General features: G+C 43.5%; 18 protein-coding genes. All 18 read right to left on the bottom strand.

The window, feature by feature from the left end; all coding sequences use genetic code 11:
• Window position 1: 1 nt before the first annotated feature.
• A complete protein-coding gene (gene prmA, locus ACESZH_RS14865; RefSeq protein ID WP_373217373.1) occupies window positions 2-955 on the bottom strand; it encodes a 50S ribosomal protein L11 methyltransferase in 954 nt (317 codons plus the stop codon).
• Window positions 956-969: 14 nt separating this feature from the next.
• Window positions 970-1,665 carry a phosphatase PAP2 family protein gene (locus ACESZH_RS14860; protein WP_373217374.1) on the bottom strand — a complete coding sequence of 232 codons (696 nt, stop codon included), beginning with the start codon at window positions 1,663-1,665 and terminating at the stop codon, window positions 970-972.
• Between the two features lie 78 nt (window positions 1,666-1,743).
• Window positions 1,744-2,658: an AEC family transporter gene (locus ACESZH_RS14855; protein ID WP_373217375.1), complete on the bottom strand. Its 915-nt coding sequence runs from the start codon at window positions 2,656-2,658 to the stop codon at window positions 1,744-1,746.
• A gap of 136 nt (window positions 2,659-2,794) precedes the next feature.
• The gene (dnaJ, locus tag ACESZH_RS14850; RefSeq protein ID WP_373217376.1) at window positions 2,795-3,979 is read right to left on the bottom strand and encodes a molecular chaperone DnaJ; all 1,185 of its coding nucleotides are present in this window, start codon (window positions 3,977-3,979) and stop codon (window positions 2,795-2,797) included.
• A 97-nt stretch (window positions 3,980-4,076) separates the two neighbouring features.
• Entirely contained in the window at window positions 4,077-5,945 is a 1,869-nt protein-coding gene (gene dnaK / locus ACESZH_RS14845; protein ID WP_373217378.1) for a molecular chaperone DnaK, read from the bottom strand.
• A 114-nt stretch (window positions 5,946-6,059) separates the two neighbouring features.
• Window positions 6,060-6,737, bottom strand: a complete 678-nt coding sequence (gene grpE / locus ACESZH_RS14840; protein ID WP_373217379.1) for a nucleotide exchange factor GrpE — start codon at window positions 6,735-6,737, stop codon at window positions 6,060-6,062.
• A gap of 16 nt (window positions 6,738-6,753) precedes the next feature.
• Complete coding sequence (hrcA, locus tag ACESZH_RS14835) at window positions 6,754-7,794, bottom strand: heat-inducible transcriptional repressor HrcA (RefSeq protein ID WP_373217380.1); 1,041 nt, start codon at window positions 7,792-7,794, stop codon at window positions 6,754-6,756.
• Window positions 7,795-8,032: 238 nt separating this feature from the next.
• Window positions 8,033-10,021, bottom strand: coding sequence for an excinuclease ABC subunit UvrB (gene uvrB / locus ACESZH_RS14830; protein ID WP_373217381.1), 1,989 nt, complete (start codon window positions 10,019-10,021; stop codon window positions 8,033-8,035).
• A 361-nt stretch (window positions 10,022-10,382) separates the two neighbouring features.
• Window positions 10,383-10,790, bottom strand: a complete 408-nt coding sequence (locus tag ACESZH_RS14825) for a type II toxin-antitoxin system VapC family toxin (RefSeq protein ID WP_373217382.1) — start codon at window positions 10,788-10,790, stop codon at window positions 10,383-10,385.
• Entirely contained in the window at window positions 10,774-11,016 is a 243-nt protein-coding gene (locus ACESZH_RS14820; RefSeq protein ID WP_373217383.1) for a type II toxin-antitoxin system Phd/YefM family antitoxin, read from the bottom strand. The genes ACESZH_RS14825 and ACESZH_RS14820 overlap by 17 nt, the downstream gene beginning before the upstream one ends.
• 115 nt (window positions 11,017-11,131) lie before the next feature.
• Window positions 11,132-12,541 (bottom strand): tyrosine-type recombinase/integrase, encoded by a 1,410-nt coding sequence (locus tag ACESZH_RS14815; RefSeq protein WP_373217384.1) that lies wholly within the window; start codon window positions 12,539-12,541, stop codon window positions 11,132-11,134.
• Window positions 12,542-12,547: 6 nt separating this feature from the next.
• Window positions 12,548-13,726, bottom strand: a complete 1,179-nt coding sequence (locus tag ACESZH_RS14810; protein WP_373217385.1) for a tyrosine-type recombinase/integrase — start codon at window positions 13,724-13,726, stop codon at window positions 12,548-12,550.
• Between the two features lie 5 nt (window positions 13,727-13,731).
• Complete coding sequence (locus ACESZH_RS14805) at window positions 13,732-13,935, bottom strand: helix-turn-helix domain-containing protein (protein WP_373217386.1); 204 nt, start codon at window positions 13,933-13,935, stop codon at window positions 13,732-13,734.
• Between the two features lie 459 nt (window positions 13,936-14,394).
• Entirely contained in the window at window positions 14,395-14,691 is a 297-nt protein-coding gene (locus ACESZH_RS14800; RefSeq protein WP_373217388.1) for a hypothetical protein, read from the bottom strand.
• 428 nt (window positions 14,692-15,119) lie between these two features.
• Window positions 15,120-15,548 carry a PcfJ domain-containing protein gene (locus ACESZH_RS14795; protein WP_373219929.1) on the bottom strand — a complete coding sequence of 143 codons (429 nt, stop codon included), beginning with the start codon at window positions 15,546-15,548 and terminating at the stop codon, window positions 15,120-15,122.
• A gap of 5 nt (window positions 15,549-15,553) precedes the next feature.
• Window positions 15,554-15,934 (bottom strand): hypothetical protein, encoded by a 381-nt coding sequence (locus ACESZH_RS14790; RefSeq protein WP_373217389.1) that lies wholly within the window; start codon window positions 15,932-15,934, stop codon window positions 15,554-15,556.
• A gap of 36 nt (window positions 15,935-15,970) precedes the next feature.
• The gene (locus tag ACESZH_RS14785; protein WP_373217390.1) at window positions 15,971-16,285 is read right to left on the bottom strand and encodes a hypothetical protein; all 315 of its coding nucleotides are present in this window, start codon (window positions 16,283-16,285) and stop codon (window positions 15,971-15,973) included.
• A gap of 101 nt (window positions 16,286-16,386) precedes the next feature.
• Window positions 16,387-17,262: a DUF5688 family protein gene (locus ACESZH_RS14780; protein ID WP_373217391.1), complete on the bottom strand. Its 876-nt coding sequence runs from the start codon at window positions 17,260-17,262 to the stop codon at window positions 16,387-16,389.
• Between the last annotated feature and the right edge of the window lie 15 nt (window positions 17,263-17,277).

Raw genomic sequence — 17,277 nt, 5'->3', positions numbered from 1 at the left:
GTCAATCCTTTCTGGCGGTTACAGATACCCATTCTCCCTGCCGTGTCACTTCTACCAAAGTCAGTCCGGCATCCTTTACTGCCTGTACCACCACGTCTTCTTTTACATCCAGAATGCCGGAGGTAATATAAAGACCGCCTTTTTTCATCTGGTGTACAATGACCGGAGTCAGGGGCAAAAGCACATCTGCCAGGATGTTTGCTGTCACGATATCATATTTCTCATATCCAGCCATATCCTGAATGCTTTTATCATCAATGATATTTCCGATCACCATATCAAAATCTTTGTCCGCAATGCTGTTGGACTCTTTGTTTTCTCCAACTGCCGGAACTGCACATGGATCCAGATCCGTTCCTACCACATGTCCTGCCCCAAGCTTTAATGCCACAATGCCCAGAATTCCGCTTCCGGTTCCCACATCCAGCATCAGGTCGCCTTTTTTCACGTATTTCTTCAACTGCCGGATCACAAGCTGAGTCGTCTCGTGCATTCCTGTTCCAAAAGCTGTGCCTGGGTCAATGTGAAGAACCATCTTATCGCTGTCCTCCGCCTTCACCTCTTCCCAGGAAGGCACAATGAGAATATCGTCCACATAGAACTGATGGAAATATTCCTTCCAGTTATTGATCCAGTCCTTGTCCTCTGTCTGAGACTCCTGGATGGTTCCCTCTCCAATGTCCATGTAGCTTTTTACCTCATCGATTGCCTGGCGCACATCCTTCAGAATACTCTCCGTATCCGCATCCTCCTCCAGATAAAAGTTCAGATATGCGATCCCATCATCTTCCGGTCCCTCCGGCATGATATCCACAAACATCTGTGCCTTGTCCTCTTCCGTAAGAGGCTGCTTATCCTGGATTTCCACACCCTCAATCCCTACATCTGCCAGTGCGGAGATCAGCACATCCTCTGCCTCAGTTCTGGTCTTAATGGTAAAACGATTCCATTTCATAGCATTTCTCCCATCTATATTTTAAATATCATTTTATTCAGCTTCTCAAAAAAATTCTTCACTCCCTGATAATGGCTTTTCTTCCTGTAAAAGTACCATGCCAGCTCCACCAGCGCCACTCCCGCAACTGCATCCACAATATAATGCTGCTTCAGCACCTGAGTGGAAATGATCACCAGCACTGCAAACACCAGTGAAAAGTTCTGGTACCATTTTGGAATTTCCTTTGCACCTGCAATGCCCCGCCAGCACAGCCAGCTTACATAGCAGTGAATGGATGGAAATAAATTGTAAGGGCTGCTTCCTCCATCCATATCGTAGATAAGCTGCAACACCTTTTCCGAGATCGTTTCTCCTGCCAGTTCCGGCCTCACATTGGTAGTGGGTATAAGCAGAAACAGAATAAAACAGATCAGATGAACCGTCAGATCTGTGGCGACAAAACGGTAAAAGGTTTCTTTTCCCCGCTGCCCCGACAGGATATACCCTGCCACCCAAAAAAGATATGCGAGAATATAAATCCATACAAATTCCGGTATCAGCGGAACTGCCCTGTCGAAGTCCAGTGTAAAGTCATAATGGAATCTGTCCCCGGTAAACGCACTGCTGCCCCAGTATATCAAACAGTTTGCAGCCAGAATGGTAAGAAGCGGGATAATCTCCCATTTAGGAAGATATTTTTCCCAAAAACTCTTTTTTTGAAGATCCAACGAAAGCCTCCTTTATAATGCAAAGAACCTGCCGGTGCACACTGCGCCGGAATGCGGTTGCGTCAGCAGCCATCTTCCTTAACATAAAAAAGCAACTACCAGCGGAATTGTGATCAAAGACAGGATCGTGCTGAGGATAATACCCTTTGAAAGCATTTGTCCGTCTCCCCCAGTCTCTTCCACACGCATCAGAGGAAGGTTTGCCACAGGTACTGCTGCCATCAGAACCATCACACCGTAAATGTTTTCATCATGAACAAACAATTTAAGGATCATTCCAATGACCACAGGCACTGCAAGAAAGCGCAGTACAATAAACAGATACAGCTTTCCCTCGGTAAAAATCTCTTTCAGGTTACTTCCTGCCAGTGAAATTCCGATCACCACCATAGCCAGAAAGGTGGTGGTGTCTGCCATATAATTGATACTGGATGTGAGCACTTCCGGAATAGTCGGACGCAGCAGAAACAAAATCAGTGTTACTACTATAGAAAGGTTTCCCATATTAAGGAAGTTCTTCCATGAAAAATGGCTGTTTTCCTTGTCCGCAAGGTGGATTCCGTATGTATAAAAGATCAGGTTAAAATACGTGTTTACCACAGCCACGTAAATCACCGCCTGGTCTCCCAGAACTGCTGCAGTCAAAGGGATTCCTATAAATCCGGTATTTCCGAAAAGGCACATCATTGCATAGTGATTTTTCCATTTTTCTTCCACTTTTAAACATCTTGGAAAAATCCATGATACAGCCAGAAGGATGCAGTACATGACAGCGCCCGCAAGCACAGCCAAAAGAATCTTCTCATTTGTCACCGTGTCATCCACAGTAAAAACGCTTCGGATCAGAATTGCCGGATTGCAGATATTGACCACCAATGCAGAAATACCTTTCGATACTCCTGCAGGAATGATATTTTTCCTGCAGGCAGCATAGCCTGTCAAAATCAATATAAAAATTATCATCATCTGTTGAAGTACGATCCCTGCGCTCATCTGTTCCCTCTCTGTGTCATTGAATCATCACTGTTTTTTCCTGCAGTTTGCCACTATTCTCTAATATACAATAAGAAGCAAAAAAAGAAAAGAGGATATCTCCTCTTTTCTTATATTCTTTTTTTTCTTTTGCAGCCTATTCCTCGAAGGTTTCCTTCAGCTTATCCATAAAGCTTTTTTTCTTTTTCTCGGTTTTTTCTCCGTTTTCTCCCTTTCCGCTCTCAGACGGACGGTTGCCGCAGGCCTCATCAAACCGGCGGAGTGCTTCCTTTGCCTCCTCATTTAATCCGGTTGGAACCTGTACCACCAGGGTCACATAATGGTCGCCTCTGATATTTTTATTTCGAAGGGAAGGAACGCCTTTTCCTTTCAGGCGGATTCTGGTATCGGTCTGGGTGCCAGGCTTCACTTCGTATGCAACCTCACCGTCAACAGTGCTGATGCGTACCTCACCGCCCAATGCTGCCTGAGCAAAGGTAAGAGGTGCTGTGGAATAAATATTCATATCCTGTCTCTGGAAAATAGGATGGCGTGCAACATTTACCTCTACCAGCAGATCGCCTCTTGGTCCGCCGTTTGTGCCCGGCTCTCCTTTTTCCCTGATCCGTATACTCTGTCCGTTATCAATACCTGCCGGAACAGATACCTGGATTTTCTTTCTGCTGGAGGTATATCCGGTTCCCCGGCAGCTCGTACATTTATCCTTAATGATCTTTCCGGTTCCATAACAATCAGGGCAGGTCTGCACATTACGCACCATGCCAAACATAGACTGCTGTGTGTACACGATCTGGCCTTCGCCGTTGCACTTCGGACAGGTAACAGGAGAAGTTCCAGGTTTTGCCCCGGTTCCGTGACAAGTGCTGCACTCGTCCTTCAGGGTGATCTCCAGCTCTTTTTCGCAGCCGAAAACAGCCTCCTCAAAGGTAATATTTATGCGCGCGCGAAGATTAGCCCCTTTGGAGGGAGCATTATTAGGACGTCTGCGGCTTCCGCCGCCAAATAAATCGCCGAACAGGTCTCCGAAAATGTCTCCCATGTCGGCACCGGAAAAGTCAAAACCGCCGAAGCCGCCGGCTCCGCCCCCGCCATTTTCAAAGGCCGCATGACCGAACTGGTCATACTGTTTTCTCTTCTCAGGGTCGCTTAAAACACCGTAAGCCTCTGTAGCTTCCTTAAATTTCGCCTCTGCTTCTTTATCGCCTGGATTTACGTCCGGGTGGTATTTTTTGGCTAACTGGCGATATGCTTTTTTCAGCGCAGCATCGTCGGCGTTCTTGGGAACGCCCAGGACTTCATAGTAATCTCTTTTATCAGCCATGATTATGATTCCTATCTTTTTATGTTAATAGTAAGACTTCCAGCCGTCATGTCTTTGACGGCCGGAAATCCTGAGTTTCACATTTTAAAGATCAGCTTTATACCTCTTTATAATCAGCATCTACCACATCATCTCCGTAGCCTGCTTCATTTCCTCCCATGTTCGGGTCCGGGCCAGCCTGGCCTGCGCCGCCCTGCGGATTCTGTGCTTCATACATCTTTGCGAAAAGCTTCTGTGCGCTCTCCATCATCTTTTCCTGTGCTGCTTTGATCTCAGCAACCTGGGAATCAGTGAGGTCTTCTGCATTTGTGTATTTTGCAAGAAGGTCTTTTAATGCGTTCAGGTCACCCTCTACGGCAGCCTTATCACCAGCATCCAGCTTATCTCCGGCTTCCTTCAGTGCGTTCTCAACCTGGAATACCATGGAGTCAGCGTTGTTCTTGGTGTCGATTGCTTCTTTACGTTTCTTATCCTGTGCCTCAAACTCAGCAGCTTCTTTTACAGCCTTGTCAATCTCAGCATCGGACATGTTAGAACCTGCAGTGATGGTGATGTGCTGTTCTTTTCCTGTTCCAAGATCTTTTGCGGATACATTTACAATACCGTTTGCGTCGATATCGAAGGTAACCTCAATCTGCGGAACGCCACGACGTGCTGGCGGGATTCCATCCAGACGGAACTGTCCCAGAGACTTGTTGTCTCTTGCAAACTGACGCTCACCCTGTACTACGTTGATATCAACGGCTGTCTGATTGTCTGCTGCTGTGGAGAAGATCTGGCTCTTCTTAGTCGGAATAGTTGTATTTCTCTCGATCAGACGGGTTGCAATACCGCCCATTGTCTCGATGGACAGAGACAGCGGAGTAACATCCAGAAGAAGGATATCGCCTGCGCCAGCCTCGCCGGAAAGCTTGCCGCCCTGTACGGAAGCGCCAAGTGCAACGCACTCATCCGGATTCAGGGATTTGCTCGGCTCTTTGCCTGTAAGCTGTCTTACCTTATCCTGTACAGCCGGGATACGTGTGGAACCACCTACCAGAAGTACCTGGCCCAGCTCGGAAGCAGTCAGTCCTGCATCGGACAGCGCACGGCGAACCGGCTCTGCTGTTTTCTCTACCAGGTCATGTGTCAGCTCATCGAACTTTGCTCTGGTAAGGTTCATGTCAAAGTGCTTCGGTCCCTCAGCAGTAGCAGTGATGAATGGCAGGTTGATGTTTGTGGTGGTTGCGGAGGAAAGCTCTTTCTTTGCTTTCTCTGCTGCTTCTTTTAATCTCTGAAGCGCCATCTTGTCATTGCTTAAGTCAACGCCTTCTGTTCTCTTGAACTCAGAAAGCATGTAGTCTGTAATTCTCTGGTCAAAGTCATCGCCGCCCAGACGGTTGTTTCCGGCAGTAGCCAGAACCTCGATAACGCCGTCACCAATTTCAATAATGGAAACATCGAAGGTACCACCGCCAAGGTCGTATACCATGATCTTCTGCTCTTTTTCATTGTCAAGGCCGTATGCAAGGGCCGCTGCGGTAGGCTCGTTGATGATACGTTTTACATCAAGTCCAGCAATCTTTCCGGCATCCTTGGTAGCCTGACGCTGAGCATCATTGAAGTATGCAGGAACTGTGATAACAGCCTCTGTAACGGACTCGCCAAGATATCCTTCTGCGTCTTTTTTCAGCTTCTGCAGGATCATTGCGGAGATTTCCTGCGGAGAGTATTTTTTGTCGTCAATCTTTACGCGGTAGTCAGATCCCATCTCACGTTTAATGGAGGAGATGGTTTTGTCTGCGTTTGTAACTGCCTGACGTTTTGCAGGCTCACCTACCAGACGCTCTCCTGTCTTTGTGAAAGCGACAACAGACGGTGTTGTTCTGGAGCCTTCTGTATTTGCGATAACGGTGGGCTGTCCGCCCTCCATAACTGCCACACAACTGTTTGTAGTACCTAAGTCAATACCAATAATTTTTCCCATGATAAATTTCCTCCTATATTAATAAAACCTGTGATATATTTTAGATGATTCTTCGGAAGTCCGATTCACTAAACTCGCCTCTCCCTTCGGTCGGCCTCGTTAAGTTACTTTCGGTCAATTCGCAACCTTCACCATGCTGTGGCGGACTACGAAATCTTTGTAGGTGTAACCCTTCTGGAATTCCTCCACGATTACATTATCGCCTGCCTCTTCATCATCCACATGCATAACTGCATTGTGTAAGTTCGGGTCGAACTCTTTTCCCACTGCTTCGATCGGTTTCACACCCATCTCATCCAGTGCGGTCATAAGCTGTTTGTAGATCATCTTCATGCCGTCGGCAAATGCGTCTTCCTCCGGTGCCTGTGCAAGCCCTCTCTCAAAGCTGTCCACAACAGGAAGGATCTTCTCTACAATATCCTTAGCGCCAATGATATACATGCTGGCTTTTTCTTTCTCCGTACGTTTACGGAAATTATCGAATTCTGCCATGCTTCTTTTCAGCCTATCCGTAAGCTCTTCAATCTGCTGTTCAAATTTGTCTTTTTCTTTTTTCTTTTTGCCAAAGAAGGATGTTTTTGATTTTCCCTCTGGTGCCTTAGCTGAATCTTCTTCGGAATCCTTTTCAGACTCTTCGGCACTTTCTGCCGCATTTTCCTCAGAGCATTCTTCCTGAACCGGTTCCTTCATTGTGTCGGCCGTATTCGCTGCCTCGTCATCCTGTCCGTCAGATACCGGAATATCAACTGCCTCCTCCTGCACTTCAGGTTCTTTTTTTGTTTCTTCTGACACGCTTTCTACCGCCTTTCTATGTTTTCTTATTTACAATTTCATCAAGCTGGACCTTTAATTTCTTCAAACTGTCTACCACATTCTCATAATCCATTCTCTTTGGACCAATGATTCCGATAGTTCCGTGCATTCCCTCTCCCAATTCGTAGGTAGCGGTAACCACACTGCAGTCCTTCATAGTACGCACTGGAACTTCATCTCCAATGTAGACCTGGATCCCGGTATTTCCTGAGTCCGCCATTTCCTCGCGTACCATGTTTAAAAGTTCCTTCTTTTCCTCAAAAGTGGAAATCAGCTCGCTGGCTCTTGTTTTGTCTGCAAGCTCAGGATACTTGAAAATGTTAGTAGTACCTGACGTATATACTTCCATATCTTCCTCATCCACCTGAATGGTTGCCGCAACAGCGTCCAGAACCGTCGCAACCACACCGCTGTGGATTCCCGCCTGTTCCTTCAGTCTGGCGATCATGCCAAGATTGATATCCTGAATGGGAATGCCATTTAAGTTGGTATTCAGAAGAAGATTCAATTTCAGGATTGTCTGGTCGTCCATTTCCTCATCAAGATTGATAATCTGGTTACGGACAACGTTGCCTTCACAGACAACCACCGCTATAAGCTGCTGAGGGCTGACCCGTGAAAGCTGAATGAACTTCAGGCGGCTTCCGCTGTACTGAGGAACGGTGACCATGGTAGCATAATTCGTATTGGCTGCAAGCACTTTCGCAACCTGCTTTAATACCTTTTCCATTTTATCCGTTTTCTCAATCATCATGTCGCGGATCTCTGCGATTTCCGCTTCCTTTTCCCTGGTAAGCTCATCCACATAAAGGCGATAGCCTTTATCAGACGGAATTCTTCCAGCCGAAGTGTGAGGCTGCACAATGTAGCCCATGTCCGTCAGGTCGGACATTTCGTTTCGGATGGTTGCTGAGCTGACATTTAAATCCGGATACTTGGAAATCGTCCTGGAACCAACCGGCTCACCTGTCTCCATATAAGTTTTGATGATTGCTTTTAATATTTTCCTTTTGCGCTCATCTAATACTTCATCCATGAAATGTCTGCTCCTTTCTTTTAGAATTCCTTTTGTTAGCACTCATTTTATTGGAGTGCTAACATTTATGATGTTAAGATACACCTCTTCCATGGATTTGTCAATATTATTTACAATTTTTTTCTGTGAAATTTTCATGTTTTTACCAAAAAAGGAGTTCCAGATTAAAAAGTACAGGCTCTCTTCCGCTTTTTTAATCCACCGTCTCGGAAAACCTGTACTTTTTTACACACTATATTTATTCTTCTAATTCCGCAAGATTCTTCTTTAATTCTATCATCTTGTCTCGCAGCTCGGCTGCCTGCTCGAAATTCAGATCTGCAGCGGCAGCGCGCATCTGCTTTTCCACCTGTGAAATCAGTTTTGTAAGCTCCTTTTTGTCCATGGATTCCGGATCTTTTTTCAGCTTGATCTCAGTCTCCGCAACTGCCTTGGACACAGCGATCAGGTCACGCACTGCTTTTTTGATGGTGGTAGGAGTAATTCCATGTTCCTTATTATATGCTTCCTGAATGGCGCGGCGCCTGTTTGTCTCATCAATCGCATTTCTCATGGAATCTGTCATATTGTCGGCGTACATAATGACATGCCCCTCACTGTTTCTGGCCGCACGACCAATAGTCTGGATCAGGGATGTCTCCGAACGCAAAAAGCCTTCTTTATCTGCATCCAGAATCGCCACCAGCGTAATCTCCGGGATATCCAGACCTTCACGAAGCAGATTGATACCCACCAGCACATCAAATACATCCAACCGCATATCGCGGATGATTTCCGCACGTTCCAGCGTATCAATGTCTGAGTGAAGGTACCGCACACGAATGCCGATGTCCTTCATATATTCTGTCAGATCCTCTGCCATTCTCTTTGTGAGGGTGGTAATGAGAATCTTATGTTTCTTCTCCACCTCTTTATTTACTTCGCCCACTAAATCGTCAATCTGCCCTTCTACCGGACGCACCTCCACTTTTGGATCAAGTAGCCCGGTAGGACGGATGATCTGCTCCGCACGCAGAAGCTCATGGTCATGCTCATATTCACCCGGTGTGGCGGAAACAAAGAGTACCTGATCCAGCTTTTTTTCAAACTCCTCAAAGCTTAATGGACGGTTATCTTTTGCCGAAGGAAGACGGAAGCCGTAATCTACCAGCGTCTGCTTTCTGCTCTGGTCCCCGGCGTACATGCCGCCCACCTGAGGTACCGTCTTATGGGACTCGTCTATGATCAAAAGGAAATCATCTCCGAAATAATCAAGCAGCGTATACGGCGGCTGCCCCGGCTCCAACCCGGCCAGATGCCTGGAATAATTCTCAATGCCGGAGCAGAATCCTGTTTCCTTCATCATCTCAATGTCAAAATTAGTCCGCTCCGAAATCCTCTGTGCCTCCAGAAGCTTGTCCTCACTTTTAAAATATTCCACGCGCTCCTTTAACTCTTCCTCAATGGCCCCTGCTGCGCGGAGTATCTGGTCCATCGGCACAACATAATGGGATGCCGGAAATATGCCCACATGTGAAACCTCACATTTGATCTCGCCGGTAAGCACATCAATCTCTGTGAGCCTATCTATTTCGTCTCCGAAAAACTCCACCCGCACAGCGCAGTCCGTATAGTTGGCAGGATATATCTCCAGCGTATCTCCCCGCACACGGAAGGTACTTCTGTGGAAATCCATTTCATTTCGGGTGTACTGAATGTCAATAAGCTGCCGGATAACCTCATCCCGGTCCTTCTCCATTCCCGGCCGCAGGGAGATCATCATATCCTGGAATTCCTTCGGTGAACCCAAGCCATAGATGCAGGATACAGAGGACACGATGATCACGTCCTTTCGCTCCGACATAGCAGCCGTCGCGGAGAGACGCAGTTTGTCGATTTCATCATTGACGGCGGAATCCTTCGCGATATATGTGTCCGAGGAGGGGACGTAGGCTTCGGGTTGGTAGTAGTCGTAGTAGGACACAAAATACTCAACGGCATTCTCAGGGAAGTATTCTTTGAATTCGCTGTACAACTGCGCCGCCAGCGTCTTGTTATGTGCCAAAATCAATGTTGGTTTGTTCAACTGGGCGATGACATTCGCCATGGTGAAAGTCTTGCCAGAGCCCGTAACCCCTAGTAAAGTCTGGCATTGGTTGCCTTCCTGGAAGCCTTTGACGAGGGCCTCAATGGCCTGCGGCTGGTCGCCGGTAGGGACATATTCTGAGTGTAATTTGAATGTTTCCATAGTCAAATACTCCTTGTTATGATTAGTATTAACCTGAAAATTCGTGTAATTTTTGAGGAAAATTCGTGTAAAAGAGGCTCGCTCCTCTGGCAAAAATGGTCATTACACGAATTAAGTCATAATTTTCATTTTCATTGACACCGCAATATCCACGAATACGAAACAACACACGGGATCACGAAATGAATAAAAATAACTTTTATTTGCACAAAAGAACATTTGTTCTACTCACAATTCTATCAGATGTTATAATTGATTACAAGTACTAAATTGAGTTTCCGGTTCATTTTAACAGCTTTTCTTACAGTTGAAAAGGGATAGCAGCTATTGCCATCCCTTTCCTTGTATTTTCCTGTCTCCGTCATATCCTTGCGATAAGTTCCTTCGGTGTAAGCGCCATTACTTTACTTTTTCTAAAATCCCTGATGTTTCTGGTGATGATATATTCCGCATGAATGCGCTGTGCAATAGAACACTGTACCGCATCTTCAAAATCATCCCATTTCATTTCAGCCGCATGTGTAAGGTCTGTTGCGTTAAGATCTGCAAACTCAAAAATAAGGTTCAAAGCCCGCAATATATCTTCTATCTTTTCTGGTGTAAGTTCCTTTCTCATCACATAAACCAAATTTGCAAAGGTAAGTGTTGAAACATAGCCCTTAACCTGCTCAGTTTCGCAAAGTTTCCAAATCACCGTAGCTTCTCGATAATGAGGTTCTCTTTTTTGCAGTACATCCAGCAAAATATTCGCATCAATCAGTAATTTCATATTTTTCCTTCAACCTCTCTTCCCTTGCCTGTTCAATCTCATAATCACCTTTGAGTATACCGGTAAGCGAATCAGTAAGATAGGAAACGGTTGCATCTTTCGGAATAAACCGGCCAACTTCTTTGCCATTTTTTGTTACTATAACTTCTCTTCCTTCCATGACAATATTTAGGTATCTCCCGAAATTGTTTTGCATTTCAGTAGCTGTAGCCGTGGCCCCGATCATATAAAAGCCCCCTTTCTTTTAGCTAATTATATTATACCATATTTTAGCTAATTCACAACAATATTTTTCATAACAGACTGGTCAGGGCATTCCCTAAAGTAAAAAGAGGCAGTTTCTAAGCTGCCCCTTTTCCCATATGCCATTCTGCTATATCTTCCATCTCATCAACATCTGAATAATCATAAATAATAATTCCCGGAATATAATGAATACAGTTCATTTTTCTCTGCTGTTCTTTCAGCACAAGTTTTTCCTGGAACATATTCTCAAGCATTTGCTTGTCCGTAGCATCATAGGGATGCACTTCTGATATGAATTCCTGCATTGCTTCTACGCAATCTTCTATTATCATCTTCATATCAGTATAGGTATCCACAGTAATAATTGATTTTGAATGCCCTAACGCATTAGCAATAGCACGCTGGTTGATATCATTTTTCATCAAAATCGTTGTATAGGTATGCCTCAGATCATGAAAAGTTATATGGGGCACCCCGGCTTCTTTTATCAATTTTACATAATGCTCATAATGGTAAGATCTGCTGCGAGGTCTCCCATAACTGGAACAGCAAACGTAGTTCAGATCCTGGAACACCCACTTTCCATGCTGCCTTCTGCTCCTATTTTTCTCATATTTTTTTCGTTCCTCCAGCAAGGCACAATACACATAATCTGGTATGTCCAAATACCTGTAGCTCGCTTTTGTTTTGAGCGGAACCTCCTGCTTTGTTTTCATATTTGGGGCAATCGTTTCTTTGTCCGCATGAAGATCTTCCCCCAACTGACGCTGCAGACGCATTTTATGATGTACAAAGTCTATATCTGAATATTTTAATCCATTGATTTCACTGCACCGAAGCCCCATCAGCAGAGCCAATACCATTTGCATATAGATTTTGCTGCCCTTTGCAAGGCGCAGGATGGTTTTCACCTGTTCCAGAGTGTAGGTATTCGTTTCCTTAATTTTAAGTGTGTGATATTCATTCTTTTTTACATTTTTAGGAAGACCTACATCTTTACAAGGATTGTTGAGAATCAATCGTTTTCCCAGAGCATATGTCATTGCGGTATTCAGAATTGTTTTTGCAAGTCTCGGTATGGATACATATTCTGTAGCCAATTCCTTATAAAGCTTGCTCAAATGCCCCTGATTTAAAGACAACAGCCGCAAATTACCGATTTTGGGATTAATATGTTTATCAATACAATTTTTATAGGTATGATAACTATTTGCTTTGAATGTTTCCTCCGGTTTCATGACGTACTCCAGCCAATAAACAAGCAGCTCTTTCACCTTGACCTTATTGTGAACCACATACACTCCGCTATGTAATTGAGAAATGACGCTATTTTTCTCTGCGTTTGCGTCTGCTTTCTTTGTAAATCCCCCATGCTCCCTTATTTTCGTGCTTCCATCTGCATAAATAAGAGTCACACGGAAGCCAAGTTTATTTTTCAGTTCCATGATTTCCGAAACCTTATAATCCACATACGATTGCAGATCAAGCTCTTCTAATCCCATCATCGCCTCCTACACTACTTCCGGAACAAATTCCTTATTCATAAATTCCATCATCTTTGTATCTTCATCCATAATCTCCAGATAGAACTCAAATGTCGTATGCACAGAACTATGCCCCAACATCCCCGATATTTTGGCTATGCTAACACCTCGCTCCAATAATATTGTTGCAAACATATGCCTCAAGCCATGAACCGTAATATGTGGTAATAAATTAGCTTCACATATACGGTTTATTTCAGAATTCAATGAGCTAAGCCCCCGGCGAAGCCCATTCTTTTGGCAACTTACATAATCTGAATCACAATATTGTTCCCCCAGCATAGATTTATCAAGCTGTACCATCTGCCTTCTCTTTTCCAGCTCAACTAATACAATGTTGGGAACACGCAAGATGCGGTTACTTTTCTCCGTTTTGGGATCACGTTCTACTATATTATACTCTTCTATTCGGTATCCTCCTTTCTCCACCTTTACATCGGAAACCAGCTGCCTTTGTATATGAACAATCTTCTTTTCCATATCAAAATCCGAAAATTTCAGCCCCAGAATTTCCCCTTTTCTGAGTCCTAGATAAAGAGCCAGTATAATTTCAAGAAACCAATTCCGTGCTTTTGCCGCAAGTAGAAACCGTTTTGTCTGTTCTTTATTCAGGATCATTACGTTTGCCTTTTTTCTGGGATATTTTTTCGTACCGATTACAGGATTGTTCGGAATCATCCTCTCCACAACGGCATCCTTAAATGCAATGAACAATAACTCTCTGCTTTTATTACCTGCCGACTCACAGTATTTTGCAGCCGCTTTCAGCACAGCATTGATGTACTCTACATTAATCAACCTCAGTTTCATGTCATCATCTATGCTGGGTAATAAGAAAGAATACAGAACATAGGCCGACACATAACCTGTTGTGCTCTCAATCCGCTCCGAAAAAATACTTTCATACCAGTATACCAGATACTCTTTTACAGTAATATCCTTTCCCTGCGGTAAAAGCTTGACTTTCATTGTCCTGTCAAACTCCTCCATATGCTTATTATAAGCATCCTCCGCTTCCTTATCTGTTTTAAAACCTCCTATCTTCCCATACTTAACACTGTAATCTTCCTGCAGCACCTTTGTCCTGTGATACCATGAATTTCTCTCGAAAAAGGCATGTGGATATTTCTTTGATTTTTCTGCCATGTTCCTTATTCCTCCGCTTCACCTTCCAGCCATCTGTCAAATGATCCTTTCGGGATGCGGTAACACTTCCCGATTTTGAGTACCCGAAATGGCTCTTTTTTCTTGTACACTTCATCCAGGAATAAATACACTTTGCTCCTTCCAATTCCCAGAATCTGCTGTATTTCCTCCGCACCGTATACTTTCTTTTCAACATCCTTATCCGTCATCTCTCCTCCTTTCCTGTTTCCAGACTCCACCAATACAACAAAACATTTGTCCAACTGCACAAAAAAAGACACCAAAAAATCCGGCTGATTTTTCAGTGTCTTTGTATTATGCTTATCCAGAGCACTCTGGAATAAAATTTCCATTCTGAGCACATCAGAATAAAAGTTGTGCAGTCTTAGTTCTGCAAAATGTTTATCATAATATTAGCACAATATATAGTATTTGTCAATTTCTCAATCACTATATTTAGTATAATCCAGCCTGTAAACATAATATTTCATTTTCAATGTCCAAAATACTGCCGCCAATTTTTCCTACGCTTTATTCGCATACTCCAGCGGATCCATATAACACCGTTCCTCTTGGATCAAGGTGAACGGTAATGAATTTCTGAATTTCTTCCTTTAGATCTTCTTTGATAAAATCATCCGGATTCCCTAAAAACTCTAAAATGTCTTCTACATGGTTTCCTTTTGAAATTCCTGCAGCACCAATAATGGTACAGTAAATTCACATCCCATTGCGTCATACGGAAATTTCCTCTTTAGTTCCTCAAGCTGAAATAGATAATATTTTATAACAGCCTCTGCCAGCTTATCCTGCCCTGGCATATTGCTCTGCTTTTTTATCAGATCATCATATTTCTGTTTCGACTGCTCTATCTCTTTACGCAACTCCATTGCTTCACAACTACGATAACCCTTTTTACTCAGAAGTCTTAAAATGTCATCTATTCCATTTTTCTCTAAAATCATTCCATCCCCCTTTCCCCTGATTCTGCTGTTCCTCCATATCGCATCCTCTTTTTTACATCAACGTCTTCCATCCTTTCTCCTTTCCCATGCAATCAGCTCAAAGTACTCGGACACATGATTTTTATCCCTACACTAAGAAGAAGGGCTTAAAAATTTATTTCTGTAATATTTTCAAATTTTTTCCTAAAAAAATCTGGCAGGGAAGAATTTTCACTCATACCCTGCCAGGTCCAATATGAGAAACTTATTTTTTTAAAGACATATCACATAATCAACACTATCTTTACTACACCCGAATTCCGTAGATAATAAATCCCACACCTCTTCCATATTATCTGCTGTCACTTCTGTTTCATCATAACTATTAGAACAATGTCTTCTCCTGCCTCACGAATTGTCATTTTACCACTTCCTCCTCTCAAAACTATCTACGCCGCTAATGGTTCTGTTTCTGTTACTTCCATCAAATCTTCAGCCAGGACATCCGCAAGCAGCCTGCCATTAAAGTTTCCATGGAGACGCACCTGCTGTCTCCGAAGCTCTTCCATTTCCTTGATCCGAAGCTCTTTACTCCGCTTCGCAAGTTCAAAATCTTCCCGATGAAGCTTCATTTGGAGCTGCTTCTGCCATTTTTGCAAAAATCCCTCCGCCTCTTCAATATCCTCCAGCTGCCGGTTAAACAAAGTCCGCTTTTGCCGTACTGTACCATTGGGCTCAACCTCCAGGGTATAATACGGTACGGAATCCTCGTTCGTCTTACGCAGGAACAATATATAGGATTCTCTCTTATTCATGCGCTCAAAATACCGTTCGTTCTGATGGATACAATGCTGAAGCTTCTGTCCTTCAATAAGAATATCCTCTACCCTTTGCGGCGCAACAATCTTATACCGGGCGTTAGAATACTCATATTTTTTATCGTATAAGGAAATTTGATCCTGTTAATCACAGCGGTTGTCCATTTTTTGCAAAGATGGTCATAGCCAATAAAATCTTTCCCTTCCTTATCAATAAACAGGCTATACATTGGCTCTCTCGCGTTAAGCGCCATATGGTCTGTCAGAAACAGCGCAACCTTTAAAATTTTCTCTTCTACTTCAGCCATTATGTACAAACCATACTTATATATGTATTCCACATGTCCATAGCTCTGTTTCTGTACAGGGATATCCTCTTTTGCCAACCGCACCATTTCTTCCGTAGCCGTCATTTTTTTCAGCTTCAATAACTGCTTTTTCTTCATTTAAAATCTTCCTCCTAATAATCTGCGCCTTTCCAATCAAGCCGCCTCATCTGTCTTTTTATCAATAAACTGATAACCCGGCCCGTATTTTGTAGGCGTTGGTGTTATATATCCCCACGCCTCATAGCGGTCAAGCAAGTTCATAACAACGCCTTTTAAAATCACATTTTCAGCATCATCCACTGGCAGCTCACACCGAAACTTCTCACCTACCATACTATATATTTCCTGTTCTGACAGCCTGTAATCCTTTGCATTTTTAAAGCAATCCAGAATATAGTTTTCCATCAGTTCCTGACGCGCCCTCAAATAAAGAAGATATTCCTTTCCAGACATCATAATAGTTTCCATTCTTTTCCTCCTTTACTGAAAATGAGAAGGTTCTATACATTCAAACCCTTCATTCCTATTTTTGTTTTTAAAAATTTCTTTGTACCTGTTTGATTCTTCGCTTACACAATAAATAATTCGCCTCGATTCCTGCTGTATCTGTATACACTATCACTGAGCACTTCTTCAGCAGAAATTTCTTCTTCATTTACCTCATAAACCGTTTTCCGAAGCTGCTCCAGTTCTGCCTTATCTGCCGGCACCGCAATGACCTCATGGACACTGGCAGGCAATATATAGAGATCGCTTTCTAATTCATCCGCAAAATCTTTAAAAAAATCTTTATAAAGCATTACCGTAGCGCCATAAAAGTCGGATGGATTGGTAATAACCCACATAGGTATCATTCCTGGAATATCTATTCCTTCTGGTATTCCGAGCCTTCTACCCAAAAAAGAAAGTACCGGTTCTCCGCAAATGCCTTCATCCATCGTATTTTTCTTTGCAGCAGCATCCAGTTCCTCCTCACTGATGGAATATCTTTCACAGACAGTACGGTTTATCACTATACTTGTGCCTTCCGATTCTCCTTTTCTTAATATCCCCTTGTAAACTGCCGTAAGGTCAAGAACCTCCTTGTACGGAACCTCTTCAAGTAAATCTGGATTTCTTTCTTTGTTGATGAAATAGTATTTTACTTTTTCCAATATCGCTTCTTTACTAAGGCTGCTTATGTCCTTGAATTTTTCCAAGCCATCCCAAATCTTGTAAGCATTAACAATCCATAACGTCACTTCCTCTATACTGCTTTCTCCCCAGGCAATATCTTCCAGCAATTCATCAATATCAATGGACCAGGCAATCCCCATTTTGGGTTCATGGATCGTAATCGCCCGGCACCGCTTTCCATTATTCTTTTCCATTTTTTCAAAATATACTCTGCACTTGTCTCCCATTAGTTCCTTCACTGCATTTTCAATTCTGTCAAAAGTTGTCATATCGCTTCTCCTTTC

This window comes from Ruminococcus sp. 5_1_39BFAA, assembly GCF_964240875.1.
Lineage (GTDB): Bacteria > Bacillota > Clostridia > Lachnospirales > Lachnospiraceae > Blautia_A.
Note: the sequence above shows the minus strand (reverse complement) of the source record. Positions and strands in the feature narration are given on the sequence as shown.